The organism is Deltaproteobacteria bacterium (assembly GCA_020848905.1).
Taxonomy (GTDB): Bacteria; Myxococcota_A; Polyangia.
Genome location: JADLHG010000031.1, coordinates 161,478 through 186,195 on the forward strand (window position 1 = coordinate 161,478; position 24,718 = coordinate 186,195).

22 protein-coding genes and 1 tRNA gene are annotated in these 24,718 nt (G+C 71.7%); 14 read left to right on the forward strand and 9 right to left on the reverse strand.

What is annotated here, in order from left to right:
* Positions 1-6: 6 nt before the first annotated feature.
* A complete protein-coding gene (locus tag IT371_12960) occupies positions 7-753 on the reverse strand; it encodes an enoyl-CoA hydratase/isomerase family protein (GenBank protein MCC6748565.1) in 747 nt (248 codons plus the stop codon).
* A 105-nt stretch (positions 754-858) separates the two neighbouring features.
* Between IT371_12960 and IT371_12965 the strand changes: the two genes are divergently transcribed.
* Both IT371_12965 and IT371_12970 read left to right on the forward strand, forming a co-directional pair.
* The gene (locus IT371_12965; protein ID MCC6748566.1) at positions 859-1,479 is read left to right on the forward strand and encodes a 2-hydroxychromene-2-carboxylate isomerase; all 621 of its coding nucleotides are present in this window, start codon (positions 859-861) and stop codon (positions 1,477-1,479) included.
* Between the two features lie 33 nt (positions 1,480-1,512).
* Entirely contained in the window at positions 1,513-1,770 is a 258-nt protein-coding gene (locus IT371_12970; GenBank protein ID MCC6748567.1) for a BolA/IbaG family iron-sulfur metabolism protein, read from the forward strand.
* Positions 1,771-1,816: 46 nt separating this feature from the next.
* On the opposite strand, the gene IT371_12975 is transcribed toward IT371_12970, so the two are convergent.
* Positions 1,817-2,053 carry a CDGSH iron-sulfur domain-containing protein gene (locus IT371_12975; protein MCC6748568.1) on the reverse strand — a complete coding sequence of 79 codons (237 nt, stop codon included), beginning with the start codon at positions 2,051-2,053 and terminating at the stop codon, positions 1,817-1,819.
* A gap of 214 nt (positions 2,054-2,267) precedes the next feature.
* On the opposite strand from IT371_12975, the gene IT371_12980 reads away from it, so the two are divergent.
* The 3 genes from IT371_12980 (at position 2,268) to IT371_12990 (ending at position 6,880) form a co-directional block, all read left to right on the forward strand.
* Positions 2,268-4,589 carry a GHKL domain-containing protein gene (locus IT371_12980; protein MCC6748569.1) on the forward strand — a complete coding sequence of 774 codons (2,322 nt, stop codon included), beginning with the start codon at positions 2,268-2,270 and terminating at the stop codon, positions 4,587-4,589.
* Positions 4,590-4,868: 279 nt separating this feature from the next.
* Positions 4,869-5,609: a signal peptidase I gene (lepB, locus tag IT371_12985; protein ID MCC6748570.1), complete on the forward strand. Its 741-nt coding sequence runs from the start codon at positions 4,869-4,871 to the stop codon at positions 5,607-5,609.
* Between the two features lie 86 nt (positions 5,610-5,695).
* The gene (locus tag IT371_12990; protein MCC6748571.1) at positions 5,696-6,880 is read left to right on the forward strand and encodes a glycosyltransferase family 2 protein; all 1,185 of its coding nucleotides are present in this window, start codon (positions 5,696-5,698) and stop codon (positions 6,878-6,880) included.
* A gap of 10 nt (positions 6,881-6,890) precedes the next feature.
* Here IT371_12990 and IT371_12995 read toward each other — a convergent pair whose 3' ends face one another.
* The 3 genes from IT371_12995 to IT371_13005 form a co-directional block, all read right to left on the reverse strand.
* Positions 6,891-7,943, reverse strand: a complete 1,053-nt coding sequence (locus IT371_12995; GenBank protein MCC6748572.1) for a hypothetical protein — start codon at positions 7,941-7,943, stop codon at positions 6,891-6,893.
* A gap of 107 nt (positions 7,944-8,050) precedes the next feature.
* Positions 8,051-9,850, reverse strand: a complete 1,800-nt coding sequence (locus IT371_13000; GenBank protein MCC6748573.1) for a hypothetical protein — start codon at positions 9,848-9,850, stop codon at positions 8,051-8,053.
* A gap of 114 nt (positions 9,851-9,964) precedes the next feature.
* The gene (locus IT371_13005; GenBank protein ID MCC6748574.1) at positions 9,965-11,893 is read right to left on the reverse strand and encodes a hypothetical protein; all 1,929 of its coding nucleotides are present in this window, start codon (positions 11,891-11,893) and stop codon (positions 9,965-9,967) included.
* Between the two features lie 192 nt (positions 11,894-12,085).
* Here IT371_13005 and IT371_13010 point away from each other — a divergent pair, with 192 nt between their 5' ends.
* The 7 genes from IT371_13010 to IT371_13040 all read left to right on the forward strand — a co-directional run bounded on the left by IT371_13010 (position 12,086) and on the right by IT371_13040 (position 19,289).
* Positions 12,086-12,562: a peptidylprolyl isomerase gene (locus tag IT371_13010; protein MCC6748575.1), complete on the forward strand. Its 477-nt coding sequence runs from the start codon at positions 12,086-12,088 to the stop codon at positions 12,560-12,562.
* A gap of 180 nt (positions 12,563-12,742) precedes the next feature.
* Positions 12,743-12,943 carry a cold-shock protein gene (locus tag IT371_13015; GenBank protein MCC6748576.1) on the forward strand — a complete coding sequence of 67 codons (201 nt, stop codon included), beginning with the start codon at positions 12,743-12,745 and terminating at the stop codon, positions 12,941-12,943.
* Positions 12,944-13,087: 144 nt separating this feature from the next.
* Positions 13,088-14,005, forward strand: a complete 918-nt coding sequence (locus IT371_13020; GenBank protein MCC6748577.1) for an ATP-sensitive inward rectifier potassium channel 10 — start codon at positions 13,088-13,090, stop codon at positions 14,003-14,005.
* 114 nt (positions 14,006-14,119) lie between these two features.
* Positions 14,120-15,685, forward strand: a complete 1,566-nt coding sequence (locus IT371_13025) for an alanine racemase (GenBank protein ID MCC6748578.1) — start codon at positions 14,120-14,122, stop codon at positions 15,683-15,685.
* A 231-nt stretch (positions 15,686-15,916) separates the two neighbouring features.
* Complete coding sequence (locus IT371_13030) at positions 15,917-17,008, forward strand: hypothetical protein (GenBank protein MCC6748579.1); 1,092 nt, start codon at positions 15,917-15,919, stop codon at positions 17,006-17,008.
* A 143-nt stretch (positions 17,009-17,151) separates the two neighbouring features.
* A complete protein-coding gene (locus IT371_13035) occupies positions 17,152-17,952 on the forward strand; it encodes an enoyl-CoA hydratase/isomerase family protein (GenBank protein ID MCC6748580.1) in 801 nt (266 codons plus the stop codon).
* A gap of 152 nt (positions 17,953-18,104) precedes the next feature.
* Complete coding sequence (locus tag IT371_13040) at positions 18,105-19,289, forward strand: hypothetical protein (protein ID MCC6748581.1); 1,185 nt, start codon at positions 18,105-18,107, stop codon at positions 19,287-19,289.
* A gap of 21 nt (positions 19,290-19,310) precedes the next feature.
* Here IT371_13040 and IT371_13045 read toward each other — a convergent pair whose 3' ends face one another.
* The gene (locus IT371_13045) at positions 19,311-19,967 is read right to left on the reverse strand and encodes a hypothetical protein (protein ID MCC6748582.1); all 657 of its coding nucleotides are present in this window, start codon (positions 19,965-19,967) and stop codon (positions 19,311-19,313) included.
* A gap of 74 nt (positions 19,968-20,041) precedes the next feature.
* The gene (locus IT371_13050; GenBank protein ID MCC6748583.1) at positions 20,042-21,538 is read right to left on the reverse strand and encodes a protein kinase; all 1,497 of its coding nucleotides are present in this window, start codon (positions 21,536-21,538) and stop codon (positions 20,042-20,044) included.
* A 185-nt stretch (positions 21,539-21,723) separates the two neighbouring features.
* Here IT371_13050 and IT371_13055 point away from each other — a divergent pair, with 185 nt between their 5' ends.
* A complete protein-coding gene (locus IT371_13055) occupies positions 21,724-22,674 on the forward strand; it encodes a cysteine synthase family protein (protein MCC6748584.1) in 951 nt (316 codons plus the stop codon).
* Positions 22,671-23,363, forward strand: coding sequence for a class I SAM-dependent methyltransferase (locus IT371_13060; GenBank protein MCC6748585.1), 693 nt, complete (start codon positions 22,671-22,673; stop codon positions 23,361-23,363). The genes IT371_13055 and IT371_13060 overlap by 4 nt, the downstream gene beginning before the upstream one ends.
* A 30-nt stretch (positions 23,364-23,393) precedes the next feature.
* Here the strand turns inward: IT371_13060 and IT371_13065 are convergent.
* Positions 23,394-23,466 (reverse strand) — tRNA-Gly (locus tag IT371_13065).
* A gap of 46 nt (positions 23,467-23,512) precedes the next feature.
* A complete protein-coding gene (locus IT371_13070; protein ID MCC6748586.1) occupies positions 23,513-24,538 on the reverse strand; it encodes a PilZ domain-containing protein in 1,026 nt (341 codons plus the stop codon).
* Positions 24,539-24,718: the final 180 nt, after the last annotated feature.

Genomic DNA, 24,718 nt, shown 5'->3' on the forward strand with positions numbered 1-24,718 from the left:
CCCAGCCTACTTCTTGAGGCGAGCCACGGCCGCGTGCAGAAGCTCCTGCGTCGGCCGCGAGAACCAGGTGTCGAGCCAGCGCTTGGCCTCCTGACGCTGCACGCGCGTGACCGTCTCCAGCACCGGGCGGCGCAGGGCGGCCTTCACCTGCGCGAACGCCGGGGAGGGAAGGGCGGCGAGCGCCTGCGCGCGCGCCATGGCCCGGTCGAGGAGCTCCGCCGAGGGGACCGCGGCGTGGACGAGCCCGAGTGCCAGCGCCTCCCGCGCCGAGAAGGTGCGTCCCTCGAGGGCCACCGGCCCGAGGCTCGACGGAGGGACCTGGGCGCGGAGGGTCTCAACCACCTCCGCGGGGAGGCCGAGCCCGAGCGGCACCTCGGTCAGGCCGATCTTCCCCACCTCCTCCGCCATGAGGCGCTCGTCCGCCTGCAGCGCGAGCACGCAGCCGCCGGCGATGGCGTGGCCGTTCACCGCGGCGATCACCGGGCGCGGGAGCGCGAAGACGCGCAGCATCGTCTCGGCGAAGAGGTCCATGAACTCCCCGAGGCTCGGGCGATCGAGCGGGAGGAGCGCGGGGAGGTCGAGTCCGGCGCAGAAGAACTTCTCGTACCCCACGAGGACGTAGGCCCGCGGGTCGCGCGGCTCCGCCTCGTCGAGCAGGCGCCCGACGCCGAGCAAGAAGTCGGGGCCCATGGCGTTGGCCTTGCCTGCCTCGAGGCGCAAGATGGCCACCTGATCTCGTTCGTCGACGCGCATCGCGCTCCCTCCGTCGGAAAGGCCCCGAGCATAGCGCCGCGCCACGGAGCGGGATAGGGGCACGGCTGGCTGTCTGCTACGATGCGGCCCCCCAAGGAGAGGCACATGGCCCAGAGCTTCGACTTCTACTACGACTTCGAGAGCCCCTTCGCCTACCTGGCCGCGACGCAGCTGCCGGCGCTCTGCGACCGGACGGGCGCGGTCTGCCGCTATAGGCCGATCTTCCTCGCCGGGCTGATGAAGGCCACGGGCAACCGCCCTCCCGGAGAGGTGCCGAACAAGGGGCGATACCTGATGCAGGAGCTGCAGCTCTGGCGGAAGGCCTTCGACGTGCCGCTGGAGTGGCCGGTGCACTTCCCCCTCGGGGAGCTGCGGCCTATCCGCGCGGCGGTCTACGCCTTCGGCGAGAGCGAACGCGCGGGGGTCGCCTTCACGCAGGCGCTGTATCGCGCGCACTGGGGGGAGCGGAAAGATGCCCGCAGCGATGCGGTGGTGCAGGCCGCGGCCGAGGCGGCCGGCCTCGACTTCGCGGCGCTGCAGGCCGCCGTCCAGGACCCCGCCCTCAAGGAACGCCTCAAGGCCGAGACCGAGGAGGCGGGGGGACGCGGGGCCTTCGGGGTCCCCACCTTCTTCGTGGGAGAGCAGATGCTCTGGGGGGTGGACAAGCTCCCCTGGCTCGAGGCGCTCCTCCTCGGCAAGCCCCTCACCTTGCCACGGTGCGGTTGACGCCGCGCCGGAGGGTGCTACATCTCGCTACCCATGACAGCACATCCGACCGATTTCCAAGGTTCCGTGGAAGAGGCCCTGCTCACCGCCATCGAGAACGCCCTCCCGGGGGCGCACGCGGAGGTTCGCGGCAGCGGCGGGCACTTCAGCCTGGTCGTCGTCTCGCCCGTCTTCGAGGGGAAGGCGATGCTCGACAGCCACCGGCTGGTCTACTCGGCGATCGCGCCGCTGATGTCGGGCGACCGGGCCCCCGTGCACGCCATCGACAGCCTGATCACGCGAGCCCGCTAGGGCCAGTCACCACCGGGGCCTGGCGCGGGCACCGGCGCAGACCGCGTCACAGCCGCTTGTGGGTCCCGTCGCAGTACGGAGCCTTGGCCGTGTGCTTGCACCGGCAGAGGGCCACCTTCCGCTTCGCGTCCAGCGTCAGCTCGAGCGGCTCGAACTCCGACCCCTTGTGGCTCCCGTCGCAGAAGGGCTGGCTGGCCGAGCGGCCGCATCGGCACCACCAGTAGGTGCCGGGCTCCAGCTCGAGAATCGCGGGGGACTTCTCGGCGATGGTCGGATCGGCCACGGGCGACTCCTTCTCTGAGGGGACCAGGCGCGCAAGAATAGCGCGGTCCGGGGCGCTGTCCACCGCTCGGCGCGGCGGCTCAAGGTTCCGCGAGCCCGGCCGATGAAGAAACAGAGGGGCGCGCCGGGCACCTACGGGAGAGGTGCGACGGCCGCCGGCGAGACCGCACGAGGGGGGGCTTGTGCCAACGCGAGAGCCACGGCCAGCAGGTGCCATGCGCGAGCTGATCCGGTTGAGGGCCGTCTGGGCCACGCTGATCGTGCTCGGGGTGCTGCTCACGGCCCGCTTCGTGACCCAGGCGCGGCTGGAGAGCGAGATCCTCGGGGCTCTCGGTGCGCGGCTCCACGCGGCGCACGCCGGCGACGTGCGCGCGCTTCGCCTGTGGGCCGATCAGCAGAAGGAGCTGGCCCGGCTCCAGGCCGCGGAGCCCGTGGCCCGGCGGGCCGTGCTGGAGCTCATCGCGCAGGGGCGGGCCGGAGCCAGCCCGGAGGCGCTTCGCCGCAGCGCCGCTCAGCTAGAGCTGCGGCGGACCCTCGGGGCCGTCGTCAGGGGGCTCGGGTATCTCGGGTTCGTGGTCAGCGACGCGAGCGGGCGCACGGTGGGGGCGCTCTTCGATTCGCCCCTCGGGCAGCGGAGCCTCGCGGGCTACCCGGAGCTCGTGCCGCGAGCGCTGCGCGATGGGGCCGCGATCACCCCCCCCGCGCTCTCCGAGATCCCGCTGCCGGAGCCGGGCACCCGCGACTGGACGCGCCGCACGCAGCTTCTCGTCGCCGCCCCGGTGCGCGACGAGAAAGGCCGCCCCGTGGCGGTGCTCGCGTTTCGCCTCTCCCCCGACCGCGCGCTCGGCAAGGTCTTCGAACCCGCCCGCTGGGGGGAATCCGGCGAGAGCTACGGCTTCGATCGCGCCGGCCGGATGCTTGGCCGCAGCCGCTTCGAGGAGACGCTGCGGAGTGCGGGTCTCCTCGGGCGCGAAGCCGGCGGGACCCGGACCAGTCAAGGTGTTGCGCTGCGGGACCCGGGCGGGGAGCTCGCGGCGGGGCACCGGCCCGCGGGATCGCCGTCGAGCTGGCCCCTGACCCGCGCCGTGGAGGCGGGTACCGCCGGCCGCGACGGACTGGACGTCAAGGGGTATCGCGACTACCGGGGCGCCACGGTGGTCGGGGCCTGGAGCTGGCTCCCCGAGCTCGGCTTCGGCGCCGTCACCGAGATGGACCTCGCGGAGGTGCGTCGCCCGCTCCGGCAGCTCTCGCAGACCTTCGTGGTGGTCATTCCCGTGCTGCTCCTCATGGCGCTCCTCGGCATGCGTCTCGAGCTCCGGGCGCGCCGGCGCGCTGCCGAGGTGCTGGACCTCTTCGACCACGCGGTCGTCGGCGCCCTGCAGATCCGGGAGGACGGCCGCGTCACGCGGCTGAACGCGATGGCCCGGCAAATCCTCGGTTGTCCCCCCGGGCCGCGGCGTCCGGACCCCTTCCCGACGTTTCTCGAGGAGCCGACGGGGTGGGCGGACGTGGTGGCGCGCGTGCGCGTCGGTGAACGCGTGAGCGATCTGCCGGTCGAGCTCCGGGGGCGGGATGGCCAGCAGCGGACCGTGCTGCTCGACGCGAGCGGCCGTTTCCACTTCGGGCGGCTCGCGGAGGTCCGCGTCTTCCTCCGGGACGTGACGGAGGCGCGCAAGGCGGAGCGCGAGCTCCAGCGACTTCACGGCGAGCTCCTCGACGCCTCGCGGCAGGCGGGAATGGCCGAGGTGGCCACGAGCGTCCTCCACAACGTGGGCAACGTCCTCAACAGCGCGAACGTCTCCGGACAGCTCCTGCACCGCGGCCTCAAGGAGCTGCGGCACGAAGGCGTGGGCAAGGCGGCGACGCTGCTCAGGACCCACGAGGAGAGGATCACCTCCGCGCTGCCCGAGCTACCCCAGCTCAGCTCCGTGCCCACCTATCTGGCGGCCCTGGGCGCACACCTCGCCGGCGAGCGAACCCGCCTGCTCGACGAAGCGCGGCGTCTGCTCGAGCACCTGGATCATCTGCGCCACGTGGTGAGCCTGCAGCAGAGCTACGCCAAGAACCTGGGGGTCAAGGAGTTCGTGGCGCTGAAGGACGTGGTCGAGGCGTCGGTGGAGCTCAACGTGGAGGCCTTCCAGCAGGCCTCGGTGACCGTCGAGCGCGCGTACGACGAGCTTCCCCCTCAGCTCCTCGACCGGCACCGCGTGATGCAGATCCTCGTGAACCTCCTCCGCAACGCCGGCCAGGCGATGGAGCAGTGTCCGGCCGAGGCGCGGGTGGTTCGGGTGCGCGTCGAGAAGAACGGCGAGCCCCAGGTGAAGGTGCACGTGATCGACCGCGGAATCGGGATGAGCGCCGAGGCGCTCGCGCGTGTCTTCGAGTTTGGCTTCACGACCAAGAAGACGGGCCACGGCTTCGGGCTGCACTCCTGCGCGAACCTCGCGCGGGAGATGGGGGGCCGGCTCTCCTGCCACAGCGAGGGCCAGGGCAAGGGCGCGACCTTCACGCTCGAGCTGCCGTTTCAGCAGAGCTGATCGGCGCGTTACGGCCGGCGCTCGTCCGGGACGAGGCGGACGCGAGCGGGGCAGACGGGAGCGGGCGGGCGAGGCATGGCGGACTCCGTTCTCGGACGGAGGAGTAGCAATCGCCGGGCCAGGCGGCGGCGCACGGCCTTTCGCGACCTTGCCTGAGGGGGTCCGCAGAAAATTGAGTCGCGCGCGCCACAGGCGCTGCCGCAGGGTCACGGCCAGCGGCTCGGGAATGCCAGCTTGTCCCGACGGGTTCATCCGTACACGAGGCAGCCGGGAGGTGACATGCCGCGACGATCGATCTTCGAAAGGCTGGCCGCGCGTCTTCGCCGCACGAGCTCCACGGAGCCGCGCCGCCCGACCGGCTGGAAGCACCAAGCCCGCTCCCTCGGGGGAGTCCTGCTGGTGTGCTTGCTCTTTCGCGCCTTCATCGCCGAGGCGCACGTCATCCCGAGCGGCAGCATGATCCCCACGCTCGAGGTGGGAGACCGGCTCTACGTGAACAAGCTGGTCTACGGCCTGAACGTGCCCTTCCTCGACTACAAGCTCGTGGACGGGCGCGCTCCGCGCCGCGGTGAGGTCATCACCTTCAGCCATCCGAGGGAACCGGGGAAGATCCTCATCAAGCGCGTGGTGGCGGTCTCCGGAGACACCGTGGAGCTTCGCGCGCAGGTGCTTGTAGTGAACGGCCGGTCCGTGCCCCGGCGCCGGCTCGCCGAGCCGTGCCCGCCCTCGGTCGACAGCGCTCGCGCCGGAACGTGCGCCGTCTACCTCGAGGAGCTCGGTCGGGAGCGCTATCGCGTGCTCGAGCAGGAGCCGGACAACCCGAACGCAGACCTGCCGCCGCGGCGCGTGCCAGAGGGGCACCTCTTCGTGCTCGGGGACAACCGGGACGACAGCGACGACAGCCGCTTCTGGGGGACCGTGCCGCAGGCCAACGTGAAAGGACGCGCCTTCGTGATCTTCTGGTCGAGCGGCGGCGGGCAGGGAGTGCGCTGGCGGCGCTTCTTCACCACGGTGCACTGACCGCCGGCGGCTCGTCGCCGCGCCGCGCCCATAGCTAGCAGCCCCTGCCTTGTTAAGCGGTGCGCGGTGGGCGATCCTTACGGCCCATGGCCGAGCCCGCTCGCACGCTGCTCCTCCACCTCGAACGCGTCCTGTTCGATCCGGACGCCAGCGACTCGCCGCGCGCGCGACCCGGGGCGCAGTCTCTCCTCGATCGACTAGCCAGCACGTCCGTCGTCCTGCTCTGCGACGGGGCGGAGAGCGAGGCACGCGAGCGCCTGGCGGCCGCCGGCTTGCGGCCTCCTCCGGGCTGCCTCGGCCCCCTCTCCCTCGCGGGGCTCGACCGGTCCGGCGTGGCCGACCAGCTCGCCCACTTCGGCGTCGCGCGCGAGGCCCAGGTGTTCGTGGCGAGCGGCTCGCCCGAGGGGCTCGCGCGGCTGTCGCCGGGGCCGGATTGCGAGGCCGCGAGCGAGACGCCGCCGGTCGTGGCCGTGGGGCTGCGGGATCGGGCCGAGGAGGCGCAGGCGCTCGAGGCCGCCGGCGCGTGGTTCGTGGCCAGCGACCTCCTCGAGCTCGGCGATCTGCTCCTCGCGCCCCGGCGCGCGACGAACCTCTCCTTCGTCCTGCTCGCCTACAACGAGGCCGCCTCGATCGCCGAGGCGATCCGCGACGTGCGCCGCTTTTGCGCCGTCTACGCGGGGCGCTACGAGCTCGTCGTCATCGACGACGGCAGCACGGACGACACGGGAGCCCGGGCGCTCGCCGAGGGGCGGGGAGACCTGCGCGTGATCCGGCACGACACCAACCAGGGAATGGGAGCGGGGTTGCGCGACGGCTTCCGCGCGGCCCGCGGCGACTACCTCGTGCCGCTTCCGGCGGACCGACAGGTGAGGCCTCAGTCGCTCGTGCGCTTCCTGCCGCACCTCGGGCCGAGCCGCGTGGTGGTGAGCCGCTACCTCGTGCCGCACTCGGGGCCCGACCGCGCTCTCATGACGGCGGTCTTTCGCCTCATCCGCCGCCACCTCGGTGGCCTGCGCGTGGACTTCGCCGGCGCCTACGTCTTTCACCGGAGGTGGGTGGAGGCGATCGACCTCGGGACGCTTCGCTCGGAGACCTTCGTCTTCAGCTTCGAGCTGCTCGAGCGACTGCGGCAGGCCGGCTGCGCCTTCCACGAGGTGCCGATCTACCCCTTCTTGCGCGAGCACGGGCAGAGCCGCGAGGCCGCGTTGCGCCGCATCCTGCGCGTGGCGGAAGAGGTGCTGCGCTACCGCTGGCGCACGATCGTGGAGTGACCTCCCCGACCTACGGCTTGCCGACGTACTGGAAGATCCCCGTATTCGCCGCAGCGAAGACCTCGGTGGCCGAGAGGCCCCACACCGCGTTGAAGTAGGTCGGCGTGCTGGGGGGCACCTTGCTCCAGCTCTTGCCGTCGCAGTGGAATACCGACTCGTCCCCCTTGAACATCGGGTGCCCGACCACGAAGAGGTCCGAGGCCGAGCTGCCCCACACGCCGTAGAAGTAGGAGGTGCTGCCGGTGTTCATGTCCGTCCAGCTCTTGCCGTCGTAGCGCGCCACGAGGCCGTCGAGCCCGGTCGCGTAGACCTCCGTCCCCGACAGCCCCCACACGGAGTGCAGGTCCGACTTCAGGGTGGTCTTCGCGGCGGTCCAGGTGGTCCCGCTCGGGCGGTTCAGGATCGTGGCGTCCGCTCCGACGACGAAGAGCTCGCTCGCGGAAGCGCCCCACACGGCGTGCAGATCCTTCGAGGTGCCGCTCGTCTGATAGCTCCAGTAGGTGCTGGTCCCGCTCCGCGCCCGGATCGTCCCGGCGCCTCCCACCGCGATGACCTCGTTGCCGAGGCCGAACACCGCGCGGAAGTCCGACGAGTAGGTGCTCTTGTAGTCCTCGGCCCACTGGGTGCCGTCGTACTTCAGGATGATGCCCTCTCCAACGGCGTAGGCCTCGGTCTTGCTCGAGGCCCAGACTCCCTTGAGGTGCGCCTGGATCCCGCTCGACTGCTCGGTCCAGTCCTTGCCGTCGTAGAAGAGGATCATGCCGTCCTTGCCCACGGCGAAGATCGTGTTCGCGTCCACGCCCCACAGGTCCAGAATGGTGCTGCTCGCCTTGGCCTTCATGTTCTTCCAGGCCGAGGCCGGGCCCCCCTGATCCGCGCGGCCGTCCCGCCTTCCCCCGTCGCGCGCGCGGCCGTCGTCGGCCCCAGTCTCCGAGCCCGAGCCGTCCCACACGCTCGCCTCGCTCACGCCCGCATCCGTCGCGGCGCTGTCCGCGTTGCCCTGGCTCTTGCTTCCGCAGGCCGCCACGAAAGGTACGACGAGCACAATCCACCGGCGCAGCATGGGACCACCCTCCTTTACGCGCGGAGATATAGTGCGTCGCGCCGGGCGGGTCAACGGCCGTTGCGACCCCCGGGGGTCTGCGCGTGTCGGCGGGGGCCGGCCGCGGACTACCGGGGCTGCCCGTGGCGGGCGAGCCAGGGGCGGTAGCTCTCGTACGAGTGGATGGCGAACCCGACGAAGCTCTTCGCGCCCCCGAGCTCGAGGAGTGTCTCGCGTCGCACGCGGGTCAGCTCGTCGGGGCGCTTGTGCTGGAAGGTGAGCTTGCTCGCGGGGACGAAGACCGTCTCGAGCTGGCCGAGCCGTCGCGCTCCGTCGGGCAAGGCCCCGGGGGTCGCGCCGGCGGGCCACCAGGTGAGCCGGGCCTTGCCGCCCGGCAGAGGCGCCACCACGAGCGCCGCTCCCCTTCCTTCGGGGCCGAGCTCCACGATCGTCTCGTCGGGGAGCTCCACCGTCTCGAGGCCGATGAAGACCTCCTTGCCAGCCCGGTCGGCGGCCGCGAGCTCGGTGCGGGCGTGGGCGATCGTCCCGTCTGCGCCGTAGCCCTGGGTGCGGTAGTCCATCAGTCCGAGGTCGTCCACCAAAGCGAGCACCCGTTCTAGAAATGGTTTTCCGTCGAGGAGGGCGCGCGGCTCGTCGTACTTGTCGTAGCCCTCGAGCCAGAAAGGGAGGTCCACGCCGAGGCGCAGCCCCGCCGGACGCGTCTTCGCTGCCACGCGCTCGAGCAGCGTCAGGTAGCCCCGCATCAGCGGCGTGCGCCGCGCGCTGGCGAACCCGGGGACGAGGTAGAGCTCGGCGTCCAGACGGAAGCCGTCGAAGCGCTCGGTGGGCCCGGCGGCGCGGTTGTGCGCGAGCACCGCCTCGAGCACAGCCAGCACGAGCCCGTGCTGCGCCGGGAGGGCGAAGGCCGGGTCCCCGTCGAGGGCGTAGACCCTGACCCCCGCCGCGTGGAGCGCCGCCAGGAGCGGACGCAGGAGCTCCGGCTGCCAGTCGATGCGCCACGCCGCGCCCGCGCGCAGCTTGCGATAGGGGAGCTGGAGGAAGAGCTCCGTCACCTTCTCGCGGCGACAGAAGGCGAGGAGCGTCTCCCGTTCGGCGGGGCTGCCGGCGATCCGCGCGGTCTCCCAGAGCCAGAGGGCGAGCCGCGTACGCGACGGGGTCTCGCGTCTGGGCGCGGCCGTCGGCAGGGTCACGTCGCTGCGCCGCGAGAAGGCGACGTCACGGACGAAGAGCCGGCCGGCGCCGGGGGCGACGACCTCGAGGACCAGGCTCGCGAGCTCCTCGCGCTTGAGGCGGGCCGGGAGCCGATCGAGCGGCACGAAGATCTCGCGCCAGCAGCTCCGGCCGCCGGCCTTGCGGGCGAAGCGGTCGAGCGTTCCGACGGGGAGCGCGTCCTCGCGGGCTTCGAAGGCGCGGTCGGCGACCTTGAGCAGCACCCTCTCGGCTGGGCCGCAGAGCCGGAAGGCCAGGTGCGAGAAGGGGCGGCTGTCGAGGTACACCCGCCGCGCGGCCCGCTCTTGCAGGTCGAAGAGGTGGATCCAGAGGCCGGCGAACCCGGTCGCGCGTCGGTCGTAGGAGAGGGTCAGCGCGCGCGTTCCGCCGGGCGCGGGACCGAGGCGTACCTCCGCGCGCGAGGGCTCGCGGGCGAAGCCATTGAAGTAGCCGCCGAGGCGGTTCTGGTTGCCCCGGTCGTAGTGCGAGAGCAGAAAGAGGTCCCCGTCGAAGGTCGGCACGCGCCCCGGCCGCGGCGTGACGCGGGGGAGGAGCGGCTGGCGGCGGCGCAGGTCGTAGACCTGCAAGCGCTCTCCCTTGCGGTCGCGCAGGAGTCCGACCTGCGCGAAGCCGACCTGCGCGGCGTCGGTGAGCCCGAAGTCCGCCAGGTTCACCTCCACGGAGAGGGGCGCCGCCATAGACGGGCTGCTCGCGAGGAGCGCGGCGAGCGGCGCCGAGAGACGGAGCGCGCGCGTCCATCGTGCGGGGCCTCGACGAAGGGCAGCCACGCACCGACGATAGCACGCGCCGGCTCAGGGCCTCTTCTGCGAGAGCACCACCACGAACTCGGCCGGACGCGGGTCGCACTGCCCCTCGGCGGGCGTGTAGAGGAAGCTGTAGAGCTCGAAGGGGCCGCGCCGCGCGAAGTGCTGCGCGAGGTTCGTGCGCAGGGCGAGCGCCACGGCCTGGCTCTCGACGGGGTGCTGCATCTGCGGGGCGTAGGTGCAGGCCTTCGGGTTGTCGCGCGTCGCGACGGGCGAGGCGGGCTTGGCCGAGGCCTTGCCGCAGGCGAGATCGCTCGCGGGTCGCCAGAGCGCGGGGAGCCAGTAGTCCCCTTCGCCCGCCCAGACGACAGCCCCGGTCATCACGAGCTGTCCGGAGAGGGCGCTCACGAGGGCCAGACCACCGATGTCTCCGGGGCTGAATCCAACGCGATAGATCCCGCTGCGAAGCGGGTCAATCATCCCTGGCCCGTAGTCGTCGGGCCCGGGTCCCACGCCGAGCTTGGCCCGCAGGTAGGCCTTGCCGATGGCCTCAGCCGTGGCCTGGTCGGTGGGGCGATGGGGCCCACCGAGGAGCGCATAGCCCTCGAGCCCGAGGGTCTGCAGGTTGAAGCGTAGCACCGCGTGGCAGACGGGCTCCTTGCAGCCGTCGTCGAGCGGCGCGACCGTCTCGCGCTCAGGGCAGGGGAGGGGCCCCGGGGCAGGCTGGGGCGCGTCCGCGCAGCCGAGGGTGGCGAGCTCCAGCTTGCCCTGGTCGTAGAGCACCGCCGCGCCGCCGCCGGAGCGGGCGCTCGCCGTCTGGAAGGTGCCGCGAAAGGCCTCGGGCAGAAGCTGCCCCGGCGGGCCGAGGCTCTTCAGGTCGTCGCTCACGGTCTGGGTCACGAGGTAGCTCTGTCCCCCCGTCGGGGCGAAGGTGCGCACGAGGACCGTGCGGGCGGGGAGCGCCACCGTGCGGAAGCTCCCGGCCTCGCCGAGCCGCTCGGGCCCGGCGAGCAGCCGGCCCGCGCTGTCCACCCAGGCGACGCGCTCCCCCCAGCGGAGGTGCAGCGCGCTGCCCGTCCACCAGAGCTCTCCGCCGAGCTGCGCGGGCGAGGGGAGGCGCGTGCTCTGCACCTTCCCCGCCTCGTCCACGCGACTGAGCATCGGCGCGTCGCCCTCGCCGGCGTGGCTCACCACGAGCTCGCGGCCCGTCCAGGCGACGCTCGTCGGCACCTGCAGGCCCTTGGCGTCGCTCGTGCGCACGATGAGGAGCCGAGCTCCGACGGGCGCGCCCTGCAGATCGAAGCGTTGCAGGTAGAGCGCGCGCTCCTTCTCCGTGTTCCACTGGGCCCAGACGGCAGCGAAGCCGTTGGCGAAGGCCGCCACCTCGCAGCTCAGCACCTCGGGGAACATCCCCCGCGTGCCCGAGGGATCGCTCACCCGCGCCGGGGTCTTGACCGAGCTCCCGTCCAGCGCGGCGAACCCCACCGTGCAGGACCTCCCGGGGCTGCGTGCGTCGGGCCAGCCCACGGCGAGCGCGACCGCCTTTCCGTTCACGGCGGCCCGGGACTCTCGCGTGAAGGCCGCCCCGGGCCAGGGCACGTTGGCTGTGCCGAGGAGCTCGCCCGAGAGACCGACGCGCGTCAGCGTCGGACCCTGCCCCGTCGCCGGGCCCACCACGAGATACCCGTCGTTGGCCCCGAGGAGCAGCCCGAACGACTCCCCCTGCGCACCCCGCGGCAAGGCGAGCGGCGTGCGCGACCGCACGGCGATCTGCACGCAGCGCGAGGGCGGACCGGCCTCTCCCGCGCGTGGCGCGTCCGCGAGGCGTCCCCCGTCCGTGAGGTGGCTCCCGTCGGCCGGCGCCTGGCCATCCCTCGACGGCGCTGCGTCTCGGCTCGCGCAGCCGGGCGCGCCGAGCAGCGCGCATAGGCCGAGAAGCGCGGCGCCTCGCGCCGACCGTGGATCGATCGTTTTCATCGGACCCCCCGTTAGCCCGATCTGCCTATTCCGCGCCGGGCCCTGAAGCTCCCTTCATTCTGAGTCGCCGACGTACGGGGGACAAGGGGTAGTTCTTCGCCGGGGGGTTTGCTAGGCTCCGCCGTCATCCACGACGAACCCATCACCACGGGAGGCGCCATGCCGAGCAAGAAATACCCGCGACCGCCGTCCATGACGATCGACGCGAAGAAGAAGTACACCGCCACCATCGAGACCAGCGCTGGGACCATGACCGCGGAGCTCTTCCCCGAAGACGCTCCGATGACGGTGAACAACTTCGTCTTCCTCGCCCGCGAAGGGTTCTACGAGGGCGCGATCTTCCACCGCGTGATCCCCGGCTTCATGATCCAGGGGGGCGATCCCACCGGAACCGGAACCGGCGGACCCGGCTACAAGTTCAAGGACGAGCCGGTCACCCGGCGGTACCTGCGCGGCACCCTGGCCATGGCCAACGCGGGGCCCGACACCAACGGCAGCCAGTTCTTCGTGATGCACCAGGACTATCGTCTGCCCCCGAATTACACGATTTTTGGCAAGCTCCTCGACGGAGAGCCCGTGGTGGACACGATCGCCACGGCCCCGAAAGGAGCCCAGGATCGCCCCACGAACCCGGTCCAGATCCGGCGCGTGACGGTGACCGAGGCCTGACCGGCGGGGGCCCCCCCTAGAGGGAAAGGGGGAGGGACTTCACGCGGACGCTTGACAGGCCCCCGACCTTGGACCACATTCGGGTCGGGTCATCGCGGCGGACCGGCAGTTCGGGACGTCGCGAGTGGAACGACGCGGTCGCTTTCTCGACCCCGGCCGCAGACAGAGAGCAGGTTCGCAGTGGAAAAGGGTACCGTGAAGTGGTTTAACGACTCCAAGGGGTTTGGCTTCATCACGCGGGAGAACGGACCCGACGTGTTCGTGCACCACTCGGCGATTCAGGCCGATGGGTTCCGCACGCTCGCCGAAGGCGAGCAGGTGGAGTTCGAGCTGGTGAAGGGCCCGAAGGGCTTCCAGGCCTCCAACGTGCGCCGGGTCTAAGCTCCCGGGGGAAAACTCAAGCGCAGTAGCGGAGGGCGGGTCCAGCTTGGGCCCGCCCTCTCCGTTTGTGGGGGCCGAGGGCACTTGAAGGCCCGGAGGACCCCTCGGGTGGCGCGCCCGGAAGGTGCTATCCTCCCGGCGGTCATGCGTCGCCCGAAGCCCAAGCGCGTCGCGCCCCCGTCCTGGCAGCGCCCGCTCTTCAAGATCCGCGTGATGGGCCAGCGTTTCGCCCCGCACGCCGACCTCTACTACTTTATCCTGACGCGCCCCTGGCCGGTCTTCATCCTGCTCGTGGCGCTCGGCTTCGTCGCCATGAACGCGCTCTTCGCGCTGGCCTACACCGCGCAGCCGGGCTCCATCGCCAACCTGAAGGAGAACTCCGTCGAGGAGGCCTTCTACTTCAGCGTGCAGACCATGGCCACCATCGGCTACGGCGGCATGCTCCCGGCCACCCGCTATGGCCACCTGCTCGTGACCGTCGAGGCGCTCTTCGGCGCTATCGGTTTCGCCGTCGTGACGGGGATGACCTTCGCCAAGTTCGCCCGCCCCTCGGCGCGGGTGCTCTTCTCGAGGTGCGCCGTGGTCGGCCTGCGCGACGGGGTGCCCCACCTCATGTTCCGCATGGCCAACTGGCGCCACAACCAGGTGGTGGAGGCGCAGCTCCGCGTGCTGGTGCTGGTCAGCGAGACCACCGCGGAAGGTGAGGCCATGCGCCGCCAGCTCGATCTGTCCCTGGTGAGGGATCGCACCCCGCTCTTCTCGCTCACCTGGACGGCGATGCACCGTATCGAGGAGGGTAGCCTCTTTCACGGCGAGCACGCCGTCGAGCGCCTGCGGGCCGCGCACGCCGAGGTGATCCTCTCGCTCACGGGTCTCGACGAGAGCATCGGGCAGACGATCCACGCCCGCCACCGCTACGACGTGGACGAGATCGTCTGGGGCGCGCGGTTTCGCGACGTACTGACGGTGCTTCCCGACGGCACCCGGGAGATCGACTGCCGCAACTTCCACGAGGTGCTGCCCCTCGAGCCGCCGCAGGGCTCCGCGCCGGAGACCTCGTAGCGCCGCCCTCGCCGAAGCGCCGCTTTGGTCGCGCAGCCTTGGTCGTTGCGGCGACGGAGAGCCGGGCCTACGATGCCGGGCGCAACCAACGACCGAACCAGGAAAGGGGGCCCCATGGGCACGACGGCGCGGCTCGACGACTGCCTCTCGACGCGTGACGGGCATCTGTACGTGGAGGAGTGCGACACCGTCGCCCTCGTGGAGCGTTTCGGCTCGCCCCTCTTCGTGATCTCCGAGGATCAGCTCCGGCGCAACGTGCGGCGCTTTCGCGACGCCTTTCAGCAGGGCTGGCCAGACGGGCCGGTGAAGGTCATGCCGGCCGCCAAGGCCAACTGGGTCACCGCGGCGCAGCGCGTGCTCGCCGACGAGGGGTGCGGCTGCGACGTCTACTCGCCGGGGGAGCTGTCGGTGGCGCTGGCCGCCGGCTTCGAACCGCGCTTCATCTCCGTGAACGGCGTGCCCAAGGAGCCGGCGCAGATCCGGCGCGCGGTTCAGCACGGCGCGCGGATCACCATCGACAGCGTCGAGGAGCTGGACCACATCGCGGCAGCGGCGTCGGAGCTCGGCACCGTGGCGCGCGTCCGCCTGCGCCTCAAGCCGGCGCTCTCCGGCTTCATCGAGCCGAGCCAGTTCGTGCCCGAGGGCCTCGTGCCGACGGACATCGTGGCCCTGGCCTACAAAGGAGGGCTCTCCTTCGACGAGGCGAAGGACCTGGGGCTCCGCATCCGCGCGCTCACGAACGTGGAGCTCGTGGGGTTTCATCAGCACCATGGCCGGCACGTGCGGGGCCTCGCCTATTGGGAGGAGCAGATGCGGGCCTACGCGCGGGAGCTCGGTCGCATCTGCCGGGCTCTCGGCGGCTACCAGCCCGAGGAGATCGACATCGGCGGTGGCTTCGCGATTCCGCGGGACCCGCACAACGCGGCCACGGACTACACCGCGCCGCTCCAGCTCGGGTTCATCCACCTGCTCTCGAAGGGGCTCTCCCTCCTCGGACCCGAGCGGCGCTACGGGGTCCTGGCCCGGATCATCGACACGCTCTCGGCCAAGCCCAACGCCGTCGCCGCGCCGAGCATCGAGGCCTACGCCGAGACCTGCACGCGCACGCTGCGCGAGGAGCTACCGAAGCACGGGATCCGCACCCAGGGCCTGATGCTGCAGCTCGAGCCCGGCCGCTCGATCCACGGGGACGCGGGCGTTCACCTGGCCACGGTGCGGGGGATCAAGCGCATGCGTTCGCCGATCCGCTGGAACCTCGTCGCCCTCGACACGACGGAGTTCTGGATGACGGGCGGGCGGTACGAGCACCACCTGCACGACTACCGCATCGCCAACAAGACCGACCTGGCCTACGTGGACCGCGTGGACGTGGTGGGTCGGAGCTGCTACGGCGACCGGCTGATGCCCACCATGGCCGTGCCGGGCCTGGAGGTGGGGGACCTCTTCGCGTTCCTCGACGCGGGGGCCTACCAGGAGGTCTCGGCGAGCAACTTCAACGCGCTGCCGCGGCCGGCGGCGGTGCTCGTGCGCGGCTCCGAGGCCTTCGTGGTCCGGACGCGCGAAACCGAGGCGGACGTGTTCCGGCGCGATCAGGTGCCGGACCACCTGCAGAGGCGTGACGCGCCGTCTTCGCGGCCGACCGGAGCCGACACCTCTCGGCGCTCCTCCGCCCGCAGCTGAGCGCGCGTTGCCGGGCTGAGCTCTCCCCGCGAGCCGGCGACTCCGGCAGCCGGCGGGCCGTGCGTTTTGGACGCCACCCGCTGCTCGCCGAAGTGCCCACTCCTTCCAGCACCCGATGGAAAGCCCGCGGAATTCGCCGCTCAGCCTCGGGCGCGGCGGTCTCCGACGCAGTGCGTTTCGATGGCACCTGGGTTGCACAGGGGCCGCGCAGGCTGTCTAGGAGACCCGACGATGTTCACCCGACGTGCTCTGCCCCTCGCCCTCGTCCTCTCTGCCGCGTTCGGCTGCGGAGGACCCGAGCTCGACGAAACCGCCGCCCCCGACGAGCGGGAGGCGGCGCGCGCTCGCCGTCAGCAGGGCGACTGCTCGGCCTGGGATCTCATCACCTCGTGGGATCAGTGCGTGGCCAACGTGGGGTCGGCCAAGGCCTCCGAGTGCTACCGTGGCGCGTGCGCCTCGGACGGCGTCGTCTCCATCGCGCCGCCGTCGGTGCGCTTCGCGAGCTGCTGCTCGCCGGCCATGCAGGCCTGCATCAATATCTTCGATCCGCAGGTGAGCCAGAAGTGCGAGGCCGAGATCAAGCGCGCCACCCAGCCCATCGTGGATGCCTTCAGGAAGGTAGAGCAGGCCCTCAAGAACGCCGAGGCGTCGATCAAGCGGGCCCTCGAGGACGCCGAGCGGTGCCTGCAGAGCCCGCTCGCCTGCGTGGGCGGGGGCCAGGCCCAGCCTCCCGCGACGGTGCCGGCGCAGAGCTGCTCGGCGAGCCAGGTGAACCAGGTGTGCGGCGCGCCGACCGATCTCGTCGCGACCGGCTGGACGGTCTGTGGCAGCACTTGCAGCTACCAGAAGCGGACCTACCCCATGTGCACCGCGAAGACCGCGTGGTGGTTTATGCCCACCACCTACGAGTGCGTCCCCGGCGGCCGCGCCGAGACGATGTACGACGTCTTCTCCGCCAAGAGCGAGGAACGTGCGTACGCCCCGGCCGGGCAGGCCCAGCAGGTCTCCGGCATCTCGGGTCACGATCCCTGCTATCCGTGCTATGCCGACTACCACAGCACCAACTGCTACATCGACAGCCGCGTGAAGACCGCCGAGGAGAAGCTCGTCCCCGCGCTCGAGCCGCCGCCGGCGAACATCGTGCTCTACACGGTGCTCCCCGGAGAGATCATGAAGGACGCGAGCGGTGCCTACCTGCAGTGCCGCGGCGAGGTGGGCCAGATCGCCGCGTGGCAGCCCATCGACCCGAGCCAGGTGGGCGCGTGCGCCCTGAAGTTCCGCACCATCCACGGCCAGCTCGAGACCTGTCAGGTCAAGCCGTAAGCGTTCGCTGAGGCCCTCGCTCCGTGGGGGTGCTCGCCCGTCGGTCCTCCGCCTCTGGGCCCGCCTCCCTTCCGATTGACCGGCCCTGGGTCCCGCCGGCATGATGCCGAGTCGGCCGGGAGGCCCGTCGAAGGAGGAGCACCATGAACACGCAGGAGCTGTCGTTCGAGGTCGCGGACGGCGTGGGGCGCTTGACGCTCAACCGACCGGAGGCGCGCAACGCGCTCACGCTCGAGGTTATCGACGGGCTGCGCCGCGCGGCGACCCAGGCGGCCGGTGACCCTGCTATCCGTGCGCTGCTGATCACCGGCACGGACCGCGCCTTCTGCGCCGGCGCCGACGTGAAGCGCATGATGACGCCCGAGGTGCTCGTGGGCCGGACTCCGCGGGAGGCGGCGCTCGACACGACCGACGTGCTTCACCGGATGGTCACCGCGCTCTATCGGCTCCCGAAGCCGGTCATCTGCGCGGTCAACGGGGCCGCCGCGGGAGCGGGACTGGCGCTCGCGATGATCGGGGACGTGGTGTGGGCCTCGGCCTCGGCCACCTTCCGCGCCGCGTACACGGCCATCGGCCTCTCCCCCGACGGAGGCAGTACATTCCTGCTCCCGCGGGTGGTGGGGCCGCGTCTCGCCGCGGAGCTCATGCTGACGAATCGCACGCTCACCGCCGAGGACGCGCACGGCATCGGCCTCGTCTCGCGGGTTCTGCCCGACGGCGAGCTCCTGCCGGCCGCGGAGGAGCTGGCGCGCCAGCTCGCGGGAGGCGCGACCCAGGCCTTCGCCGAGCTGAAGGCGCTCCTGCGCGCGACGCCGCGCAGCGACCTCGAGACTCAGCTCGAGGACGAGCGTCAGGCGGTGGCCCGGGCCGTGGGCACGGCGGACTTCGCCGAGGGGGTGATGGCCTTCATCCAGAAGAGGCCGCCGAACTTCTCCGGCAGGTGAGCGGGAGGGGTGTGCCAGAGCCGCCGCCACGCTCGGCGCATATGTGCCACGCGACTGTGCCACCTCTCGCCCCATCAGGACTAACAACCTGAAGCTAGAGCCTTCTGGGCCTGGAACGGGCCTTGCTCGTTCAGCCAGCCCAGGAGGTGATCATGCGCTACGGGTTGTCGAGCCTGCTCCTTCTGGCCGTCGCGTGCGGAACCCCGACCGGGGCTCCGGACGCCGGAGCCAGGGACGCCTACGTTTCGGACGCTCGCGCGACCGACGGCGGTCCTACGCCGCGCGGGGATGCGGATGCTTCCGGACGCGGCTCGCCGGATGCGTATCAGCCTCCGCCTCCGCTCCCGAGCCAGGCGCACCTTCGTGCGGTGTGGGGAAGCGGTCCGAGCGACGTCTTCGCCGTCGGGGACCACGGCACGGTCGCCCACTACGACGGGAAGCGCTGGACGGGGCTGACGGTGGGGAGCGAAGCGCTCCACGCGGTCTGGGGGACGGGACCGGGCAACGTATACGTCGGCGGCGAGGGGGGGAGGATCCTCCGCTACGACGGCAAGGCCTTCACCCAGGTTGCCGAGAGGTCGCGCGTGCCGCGGGTGCGGGGCCTTTGGGGCAGCTCGCCGACAAACGTCTACGCCGTGGGTGGGACCGGCGAGACGGGGAGCGGCGTGACCCGTGGGCTCATCGTGCGCTTCGACGGTGCACGTTGGAGCGAGGTGGCGATCGGGCCCGCTAGGGCGCCGGAGGTCGATGCGCCCTGGGGGGCAGAATGGACCGCGGTCTGGGGGAGCTCGGCCTCGGACGTGTTCGTCACGGGCTACCGCCAGCACGGGCCGCACGAGGTGGTGCCTGCGGGGAGCACGGTGATCGAGGCGGCGTACCTCGCGCACTACGACGGGAAGGCCTGGAGCGGCGGGATGGCCGAGGGAGCGACGTGGCAGCTCGGCGCGCTCACGGCCGTCTGGGGCTCCGGTCCGAGCGACGTCTACGCGGTGGGCGCCACGGCCGGAGGAAAGCCGACGGGCAGCGTCCTGCGCTTCGACGGCGCAAGCTGGACCCGACAGCCCGGCGCCCCGGCGGGCTCCTTCAGCGGCCTCTACGGCTTCGGAGGGGCGGAGCTCTTCGTCGTCGGAACGGTGGCCGATCCGGGCCCGCAGTTCGACTGGGCCGGCCTCTGGCGCCTCGAGAGCGGGAGCTGGTCCAGGCTCCCCGTGCCCGCCACCTCGACGCTTTCCGCGGTGTGGGGTTCGAGCCCGGTCGACCTGTTCGTCGTGGGCCCGACAGGACTCATCCTGCACTACGACGGCCGCGCGTGGTCGCGCATGACTCTCAGCCCATGAGGTCTACGGCGGCGTTCGCACTCAAAGCCGGGAGAGAAACGTCTTTCGCAGGCAGGTGAGCTCCTCCGGCTCGAGGAGTCCTTGTCGCTTCAGCGCATCCACCTGCGCGATGCGCTTCTCGGCGTCCTCGCTCGGTAGCCGGCCGCCCACGGCGATGCCGCACAGGCCCGTCTCCCGTCGGGGAGCGCGCGCCGGGCGTCGGGCCGCACGTCCCCGGGCATCGTCGGACGCTGACGCCTCCTCGGCGGCCGGCGGGGCGAGCTTCTCGCCCTTGAGCGCCTTCGCGGCCTTCTCCACGGCCAGTCCTGCTGCCTTCTGCAGCGCTCGCTCGCAGATCATGGCGCAGGACTCGGCGCTCGCACCGACGGTGGTCAGCTCGAAGTGCACGACCTTCTTCGTGGCGTCGCGCACGCGCAGGGCCACGCGGTATTCGCAGTAAGCCGTGGGTGGTACGCACGCCGCGTTGTCGCGGTCGAGCCCCATCAGGATCTCGCCGTCTCCGCCTTCTTTGACGAAGCGGAGCCGAGGGTTCGTCTGGCGAACCGAGTCGAACATGCCTCGGCCGTCCTCGGCCTGGGCCCCGAACACGTCCACGCGCAGCGCGAGCCCGGCAGGCGGCAGCGCGGCGATCTTGGGCGCGGGTTCGAGGAGACACCCGCACAGGACCGTCGTCGCCACGCACGCGACGCGGAAGACAAGAGGGGTCCGACGGGAGGATTCGCCTCGCTGGGGCATCGGTTCGGGGCTCTTCCTCATCGGCCGCGCCGCATGATCTCGGTTCGCTTCTCGCGGCACTCGGCGGGAGAGACCGCTCCCTGGTCACAGAGTCGCTGCAGGCTTCGCAGCGCGGCGACCTGCTCGTCGGACAGGGCCGTGCGCGCGGCGGGGCTGGAGGCCCCCGGCCGGCGTCGCGGGGCCTTGGCGCCGGGACGCTCCGCTGCTTCGGCCACGCCGGCGCGAGGTGCGGCGCGGCGGGTGGGCGGTGCGGCGACCTTCTCGCTTCGATCAGTCGCTGCGGCAGGCTTCGGCGGCGTCGCAGGCCTCGCAGCAGCGGCGGGCACGTTGCTCTCCGTCGGTCGCGGCGTCGCGGGCACGGCGAGGCCTACCGGGCGAGCGCGCGCCGCCGAACCGGCCGGCTGCGTGGGGGACGGCGGAGGAGCTTGCGTTCGTCCCAGCCACAGAGCGGTCGCGGTGAGCCCGAGCGTGGCGAGTCCAAGGCCGGCCCCGACGAGCAGCCAGCCTCCGCGCGTGAGCTGGGCGCGCTCCTTGCCGCGGGGCGGCGGCACGACCGTGCTGGCCGACGCCTCGACGGGATGGGGCCTCGGCGCGGCGGCCTGGCCTCCGAGAGCGAGCGCGACCTCGGCCGCGTCCCGGAAGCGGTCCTCCGGGGCCTTCGCCAGGCAGGTCATGACGATGCGTTCGTACTCCTCCGATACGGAGGGCACCCGCAGCCGCAAGGGGGGCGGCTGCCGATGCACCTGCCCCTCGAGGATCTCGGCGACGGTGGTGCCGACGATGGGCGGTACGCCCGCCACCATCTCGTAGAGCATGCAGCCGAGCGCGTAGAGGTCGCACGCCGGTCCAGGGACCCGGCCGAAGAGGAGCTCCGGGGCCATGTACTCGGGCGTGCCGACGATGCCGTGCTGCGCGGTGAGGCGGGGTTGCGCCGGGTCGCCCTCGCTCGCGGCGGCCACCAGCTTTGCGATGCCGAAGTCGAGCAGCTTCACGTAGTGGGCTTCGTGATCGCGGGCGACGAGGAAGACGTTGTCCGGCTTGAGATCCCGGTGCACGACCTGGATGCCGTGCACGGCGCTCAGGGTATCGGCCACCTGGCGGCCCAGGTGGCGGGCCGCGGCCTCGTCGAGAGGGCCTTGGCCCAGCCTCTCTCCGAGGGATTCGCCCTCCAGGAACTCCATCACCAGATACGAGCCCGCCTGCTCGTGTTCGCCGAAGTCGAGGACATCCACGATGTGCTCGTTGCGGATCTCGTTGACGAGCTTCGCCTCCTGGAAGAAACGCTGCACCATCGCCGGGTCCCGGGCGTACTCCGGATGCAGGACCTTGACGGCCACGCGCTTGCCGATCCGCGGCTGAACGGCCAGGTAGACGGTACCCATGCCACCCGCCCCGATGGCGCGCACTACCTCGTAGTGGCCGAAGGTGCGTCCGACGTTGGGGTCCTCAACGGCCGAGGCGTCGGGCGAGGAGGCGTGCCGGGGTACGGAATGCTGGCCCGCCTCGCTCGTCATGCGCCGAGACTAGCGAGCGGCCGTTCCGCCTGTCAATCGACGCGCGCTGCGCCCCGGGCGACGTGGATGGGAAGGCCGTCCCCGCCGCGAGGGGGCGACGGGGTCCGTCAGGGTGGACCACGGAGGAGCGTCTTGCGGTACGATGCGCCGGCGATCGCGCGAGCTCACCTGTCGGCAGGCGACCCATGCACGTACCCGATGACATCTCGCAGTGCATCGGACGCACCCCGCTCGTGCCGCTCGTGCACGTGGCGCGCGGCTGCCCGGTGCCCGTGCTGGCCAAGTGCGAGCACCTTAACCCCGGCGGCTCGGTGAAGGACCGCATCGCGAAGGCCATCGTCGAAGACGCCGAGGCTCGGGGGCTGCTGCGGCCGGGGACGACGCTCGTCGAGGCCACGGCGGGTAACACCGGACTCGGGCTCGCCCTCGTGGCGGCGGCCCGCGGCTACTCCCTCGTCTGCGTGATGCCGGAGAAGATGTCGGCAGACAAGCGCGCGGCGCTGACGGCCCTCGGTGCGCGCGTGGTGGTGACGCCCAACGCGCCCCTCTCGAGCCCCGAGAACTTCCGGAACGTGGCCGTGCGACTGGCCGCCGAGGAGGGCTGGTTCCTCACCGACCAGTTCAATAACCCCGCCAACGTGCGGGTGCACGAGGAGACCACGGCCGTCGAGATCCTCGCCCAGGCCGTCGGCCCGCTAGGGGCCTTCGTGGCGGGCGCCGGCACCGGCGGAACGATCAGCGGCGTGGGACGGCGTCTCAAGGCGTCCTGGCCGGGCGTGCGGGTGATCCTCGCCGACCCCGAGGGATCGGCGCTCGCGGATTGGGTCGAGACGGGGGTCCCCGGCTTCGACGGGGCCTTCGCCGTGGAGGGGATCGGGGGCAGCACGCCTCCGACGAACCTCCACCGCGAGGTGCTGGACGGCGCCGAGCGCGTCAGCGACGCCGACAGCTTCGCCATGGTGAAGCGGCTCCTCCGCGAGGAGGGGCTCTTCGTGGGCGGCTCGGCGGGGACGAACGTGGTGGCGGCCCTGCGCGTGGCGGCGCGTGGGGGGCTGGAAGGGCCTGTGGTGACCGTCCTGCCCGATTCCTGGGATCGCTACCGGAGCAAGCCCTGGATGCGCGAGCTCGGGGAGTGAGCCGCGGGCCGGCGCTCTCTGCGGCAGCGTACGCCTCGTGGCGTCGCTCCGCGCTCGGGGAGGTGACCGAGCGGTTGGAGATGCGCCTCGTCGCCTCGCTGGCCGCGCCGGTCGAGGGACGTCGCGTGCTGGACGCCGGCACCGGCGACGGGGCCTACGCTTTCGCGTTCGCCGCCGATGGGGCGCGCGTGACAGCGGTGGATCGCGAGGTCGGGATGCTCGCTGCCGCCCGCGCGCGGTCGCCCGAGCTCGGCCGAGGCGTCGCGTGGTGCCAGGCCTCGCTCGAGAAGCTCCCCTTCGACGACGGCGCCTTCGACCTCGTGAGCGCCGTGACGGTGTTCTGCTTCGTTCACGACCCGGACCGAGCCGTCCGCGAGCTGGCGCGGGTGTTGGTCCCCGGCGGCCGCCTCGTCCTCGGCGAGCTCGGCCCACACAGTGCCTGGGCCGCGTGGCGGCGCGCGCGCGGTTGGCTCGGATCTGCGATCTGGCGACACGCGCGCTTCTGGTCCCGCGCCGAGCTCGTGCGTCTCCTCGAGAGCGCGGGCCTGCGTCCGTCCGTGGTTCGCGGTGCCGTGTACTATCCGCCGCTCGGCCTGGCGGCGCGGGCCTTCGAGGTGGCCGACCCTCTGCTTGGCAGGCTCTGCGCGCCCGGCGCGGCTTTCCTGGCCGCCCTGGGACACAAGCCGTGATCCCCCATCACTTCGACATCACAAAAGCGGAGCGGGAAACGGGACTCGAACCCGCGACCCTCAGCTTGGGAAGCTGATGCTCTACCAACTGAGCTATTCCCGCGCGCCAAACGACAGCGGGCCGTAAAGTACTCCACTATCGGCGGCTGTCAAGGGGCCCCGCGGCCTGCGGCGGGGCGGACCGCGCGCAGCGCCTTGAGCTTCCCCTTCAGGTCCTTGTCGCGGGGGGCGAGCTGGGCGGCCGTCTCGGCGGCTTTCAGCGCCAGGGGGTGGTTGCCCATGGCGAGGTGGACCTCCGAGAAGAGCGCGTAGATCTCGGCGCTACGGGGTCGCGCGCGGGAGGCCCGTTCCAAGCGGTCGAGGGCGTGCGGGAATTCGCCCGCGCGAATCGCATGGATGGCGGCTTTTAGGAGGTAGTCGCAGTTTTGCGGGCAGAGGCTCGCCGCCTCGGAAAAACTGCGTCCGGCCTTCTCCTCCTCGCCTGCGGTTTCGAAGGCCAGACCCTGGAGCCAGGCCCGTCGCGCCCGGTGCTGGTTGACCGGCTCCACGATGGCCGCCGACAGGGTCGCGATCTCCGCGTCCTCGGGAGCGAACTCGGCAGCCACGGTGAGGTCCGCCGCCGCGCGGAGGTATAGCCCCTTCGCGATGGCCTGTTTCGCCGAGGCGACGAGGTCGCGCGCGACCGAGGTCCGGCGCGACCCGGCCGAAGCCAGGCGCTCGAGGTGCAGCATGGCGAACGCGGGCGAGCGGTGAGCGCGTGGCGGCTCCGTGGGGGGGGGAGCCGGCGGCTTTCGGTCCGGCCGCTCGGTCTGTGACGGTGCGCTGGCAGGGGCGAGCGCGGCAGCCAGCAGCCGCTCCTGGTCGGCGTTCAGGTCCACGAAACGAACGCCAACACCGACGATGGTGCGGCCGGCGTCGGCGGAAGGCTCCACCTGCCGATGGACCACGGAGGCCCTCGCCTGGAACATCTGCTCGGCCGGCATGGCGATCACCAGCTCGATGGACGCGCCCAGCTCCGGCGGGTCAGCGCACTCGAGGAAGGCGCCGCCCCGGCTCAGGTCGCTTACCACCAGCCGTCCGTCCTGAAGCCGGCCGGCAGACCAGATCATGGCCTCGAAGGCGCGGCCGTACGTTCGATAGTCGATCCGCTTCGTTGCATCGCCCGTCGTCCCCATGCCCCCGTGCCTCCGCCGACCGTACATCCCTTCACATCGACCGATCGCGCCGCGATTCAACCCACCCCGACGAATCCTGCCCCATGCGACCGCGCCGGACAAGGGCGAGCTGCCGCTGGCGAGAGGGCGTTGGGGTCGCGGGGATCGTAGCGGCGAGGCCCGCGCAGAAGAGCGACATCG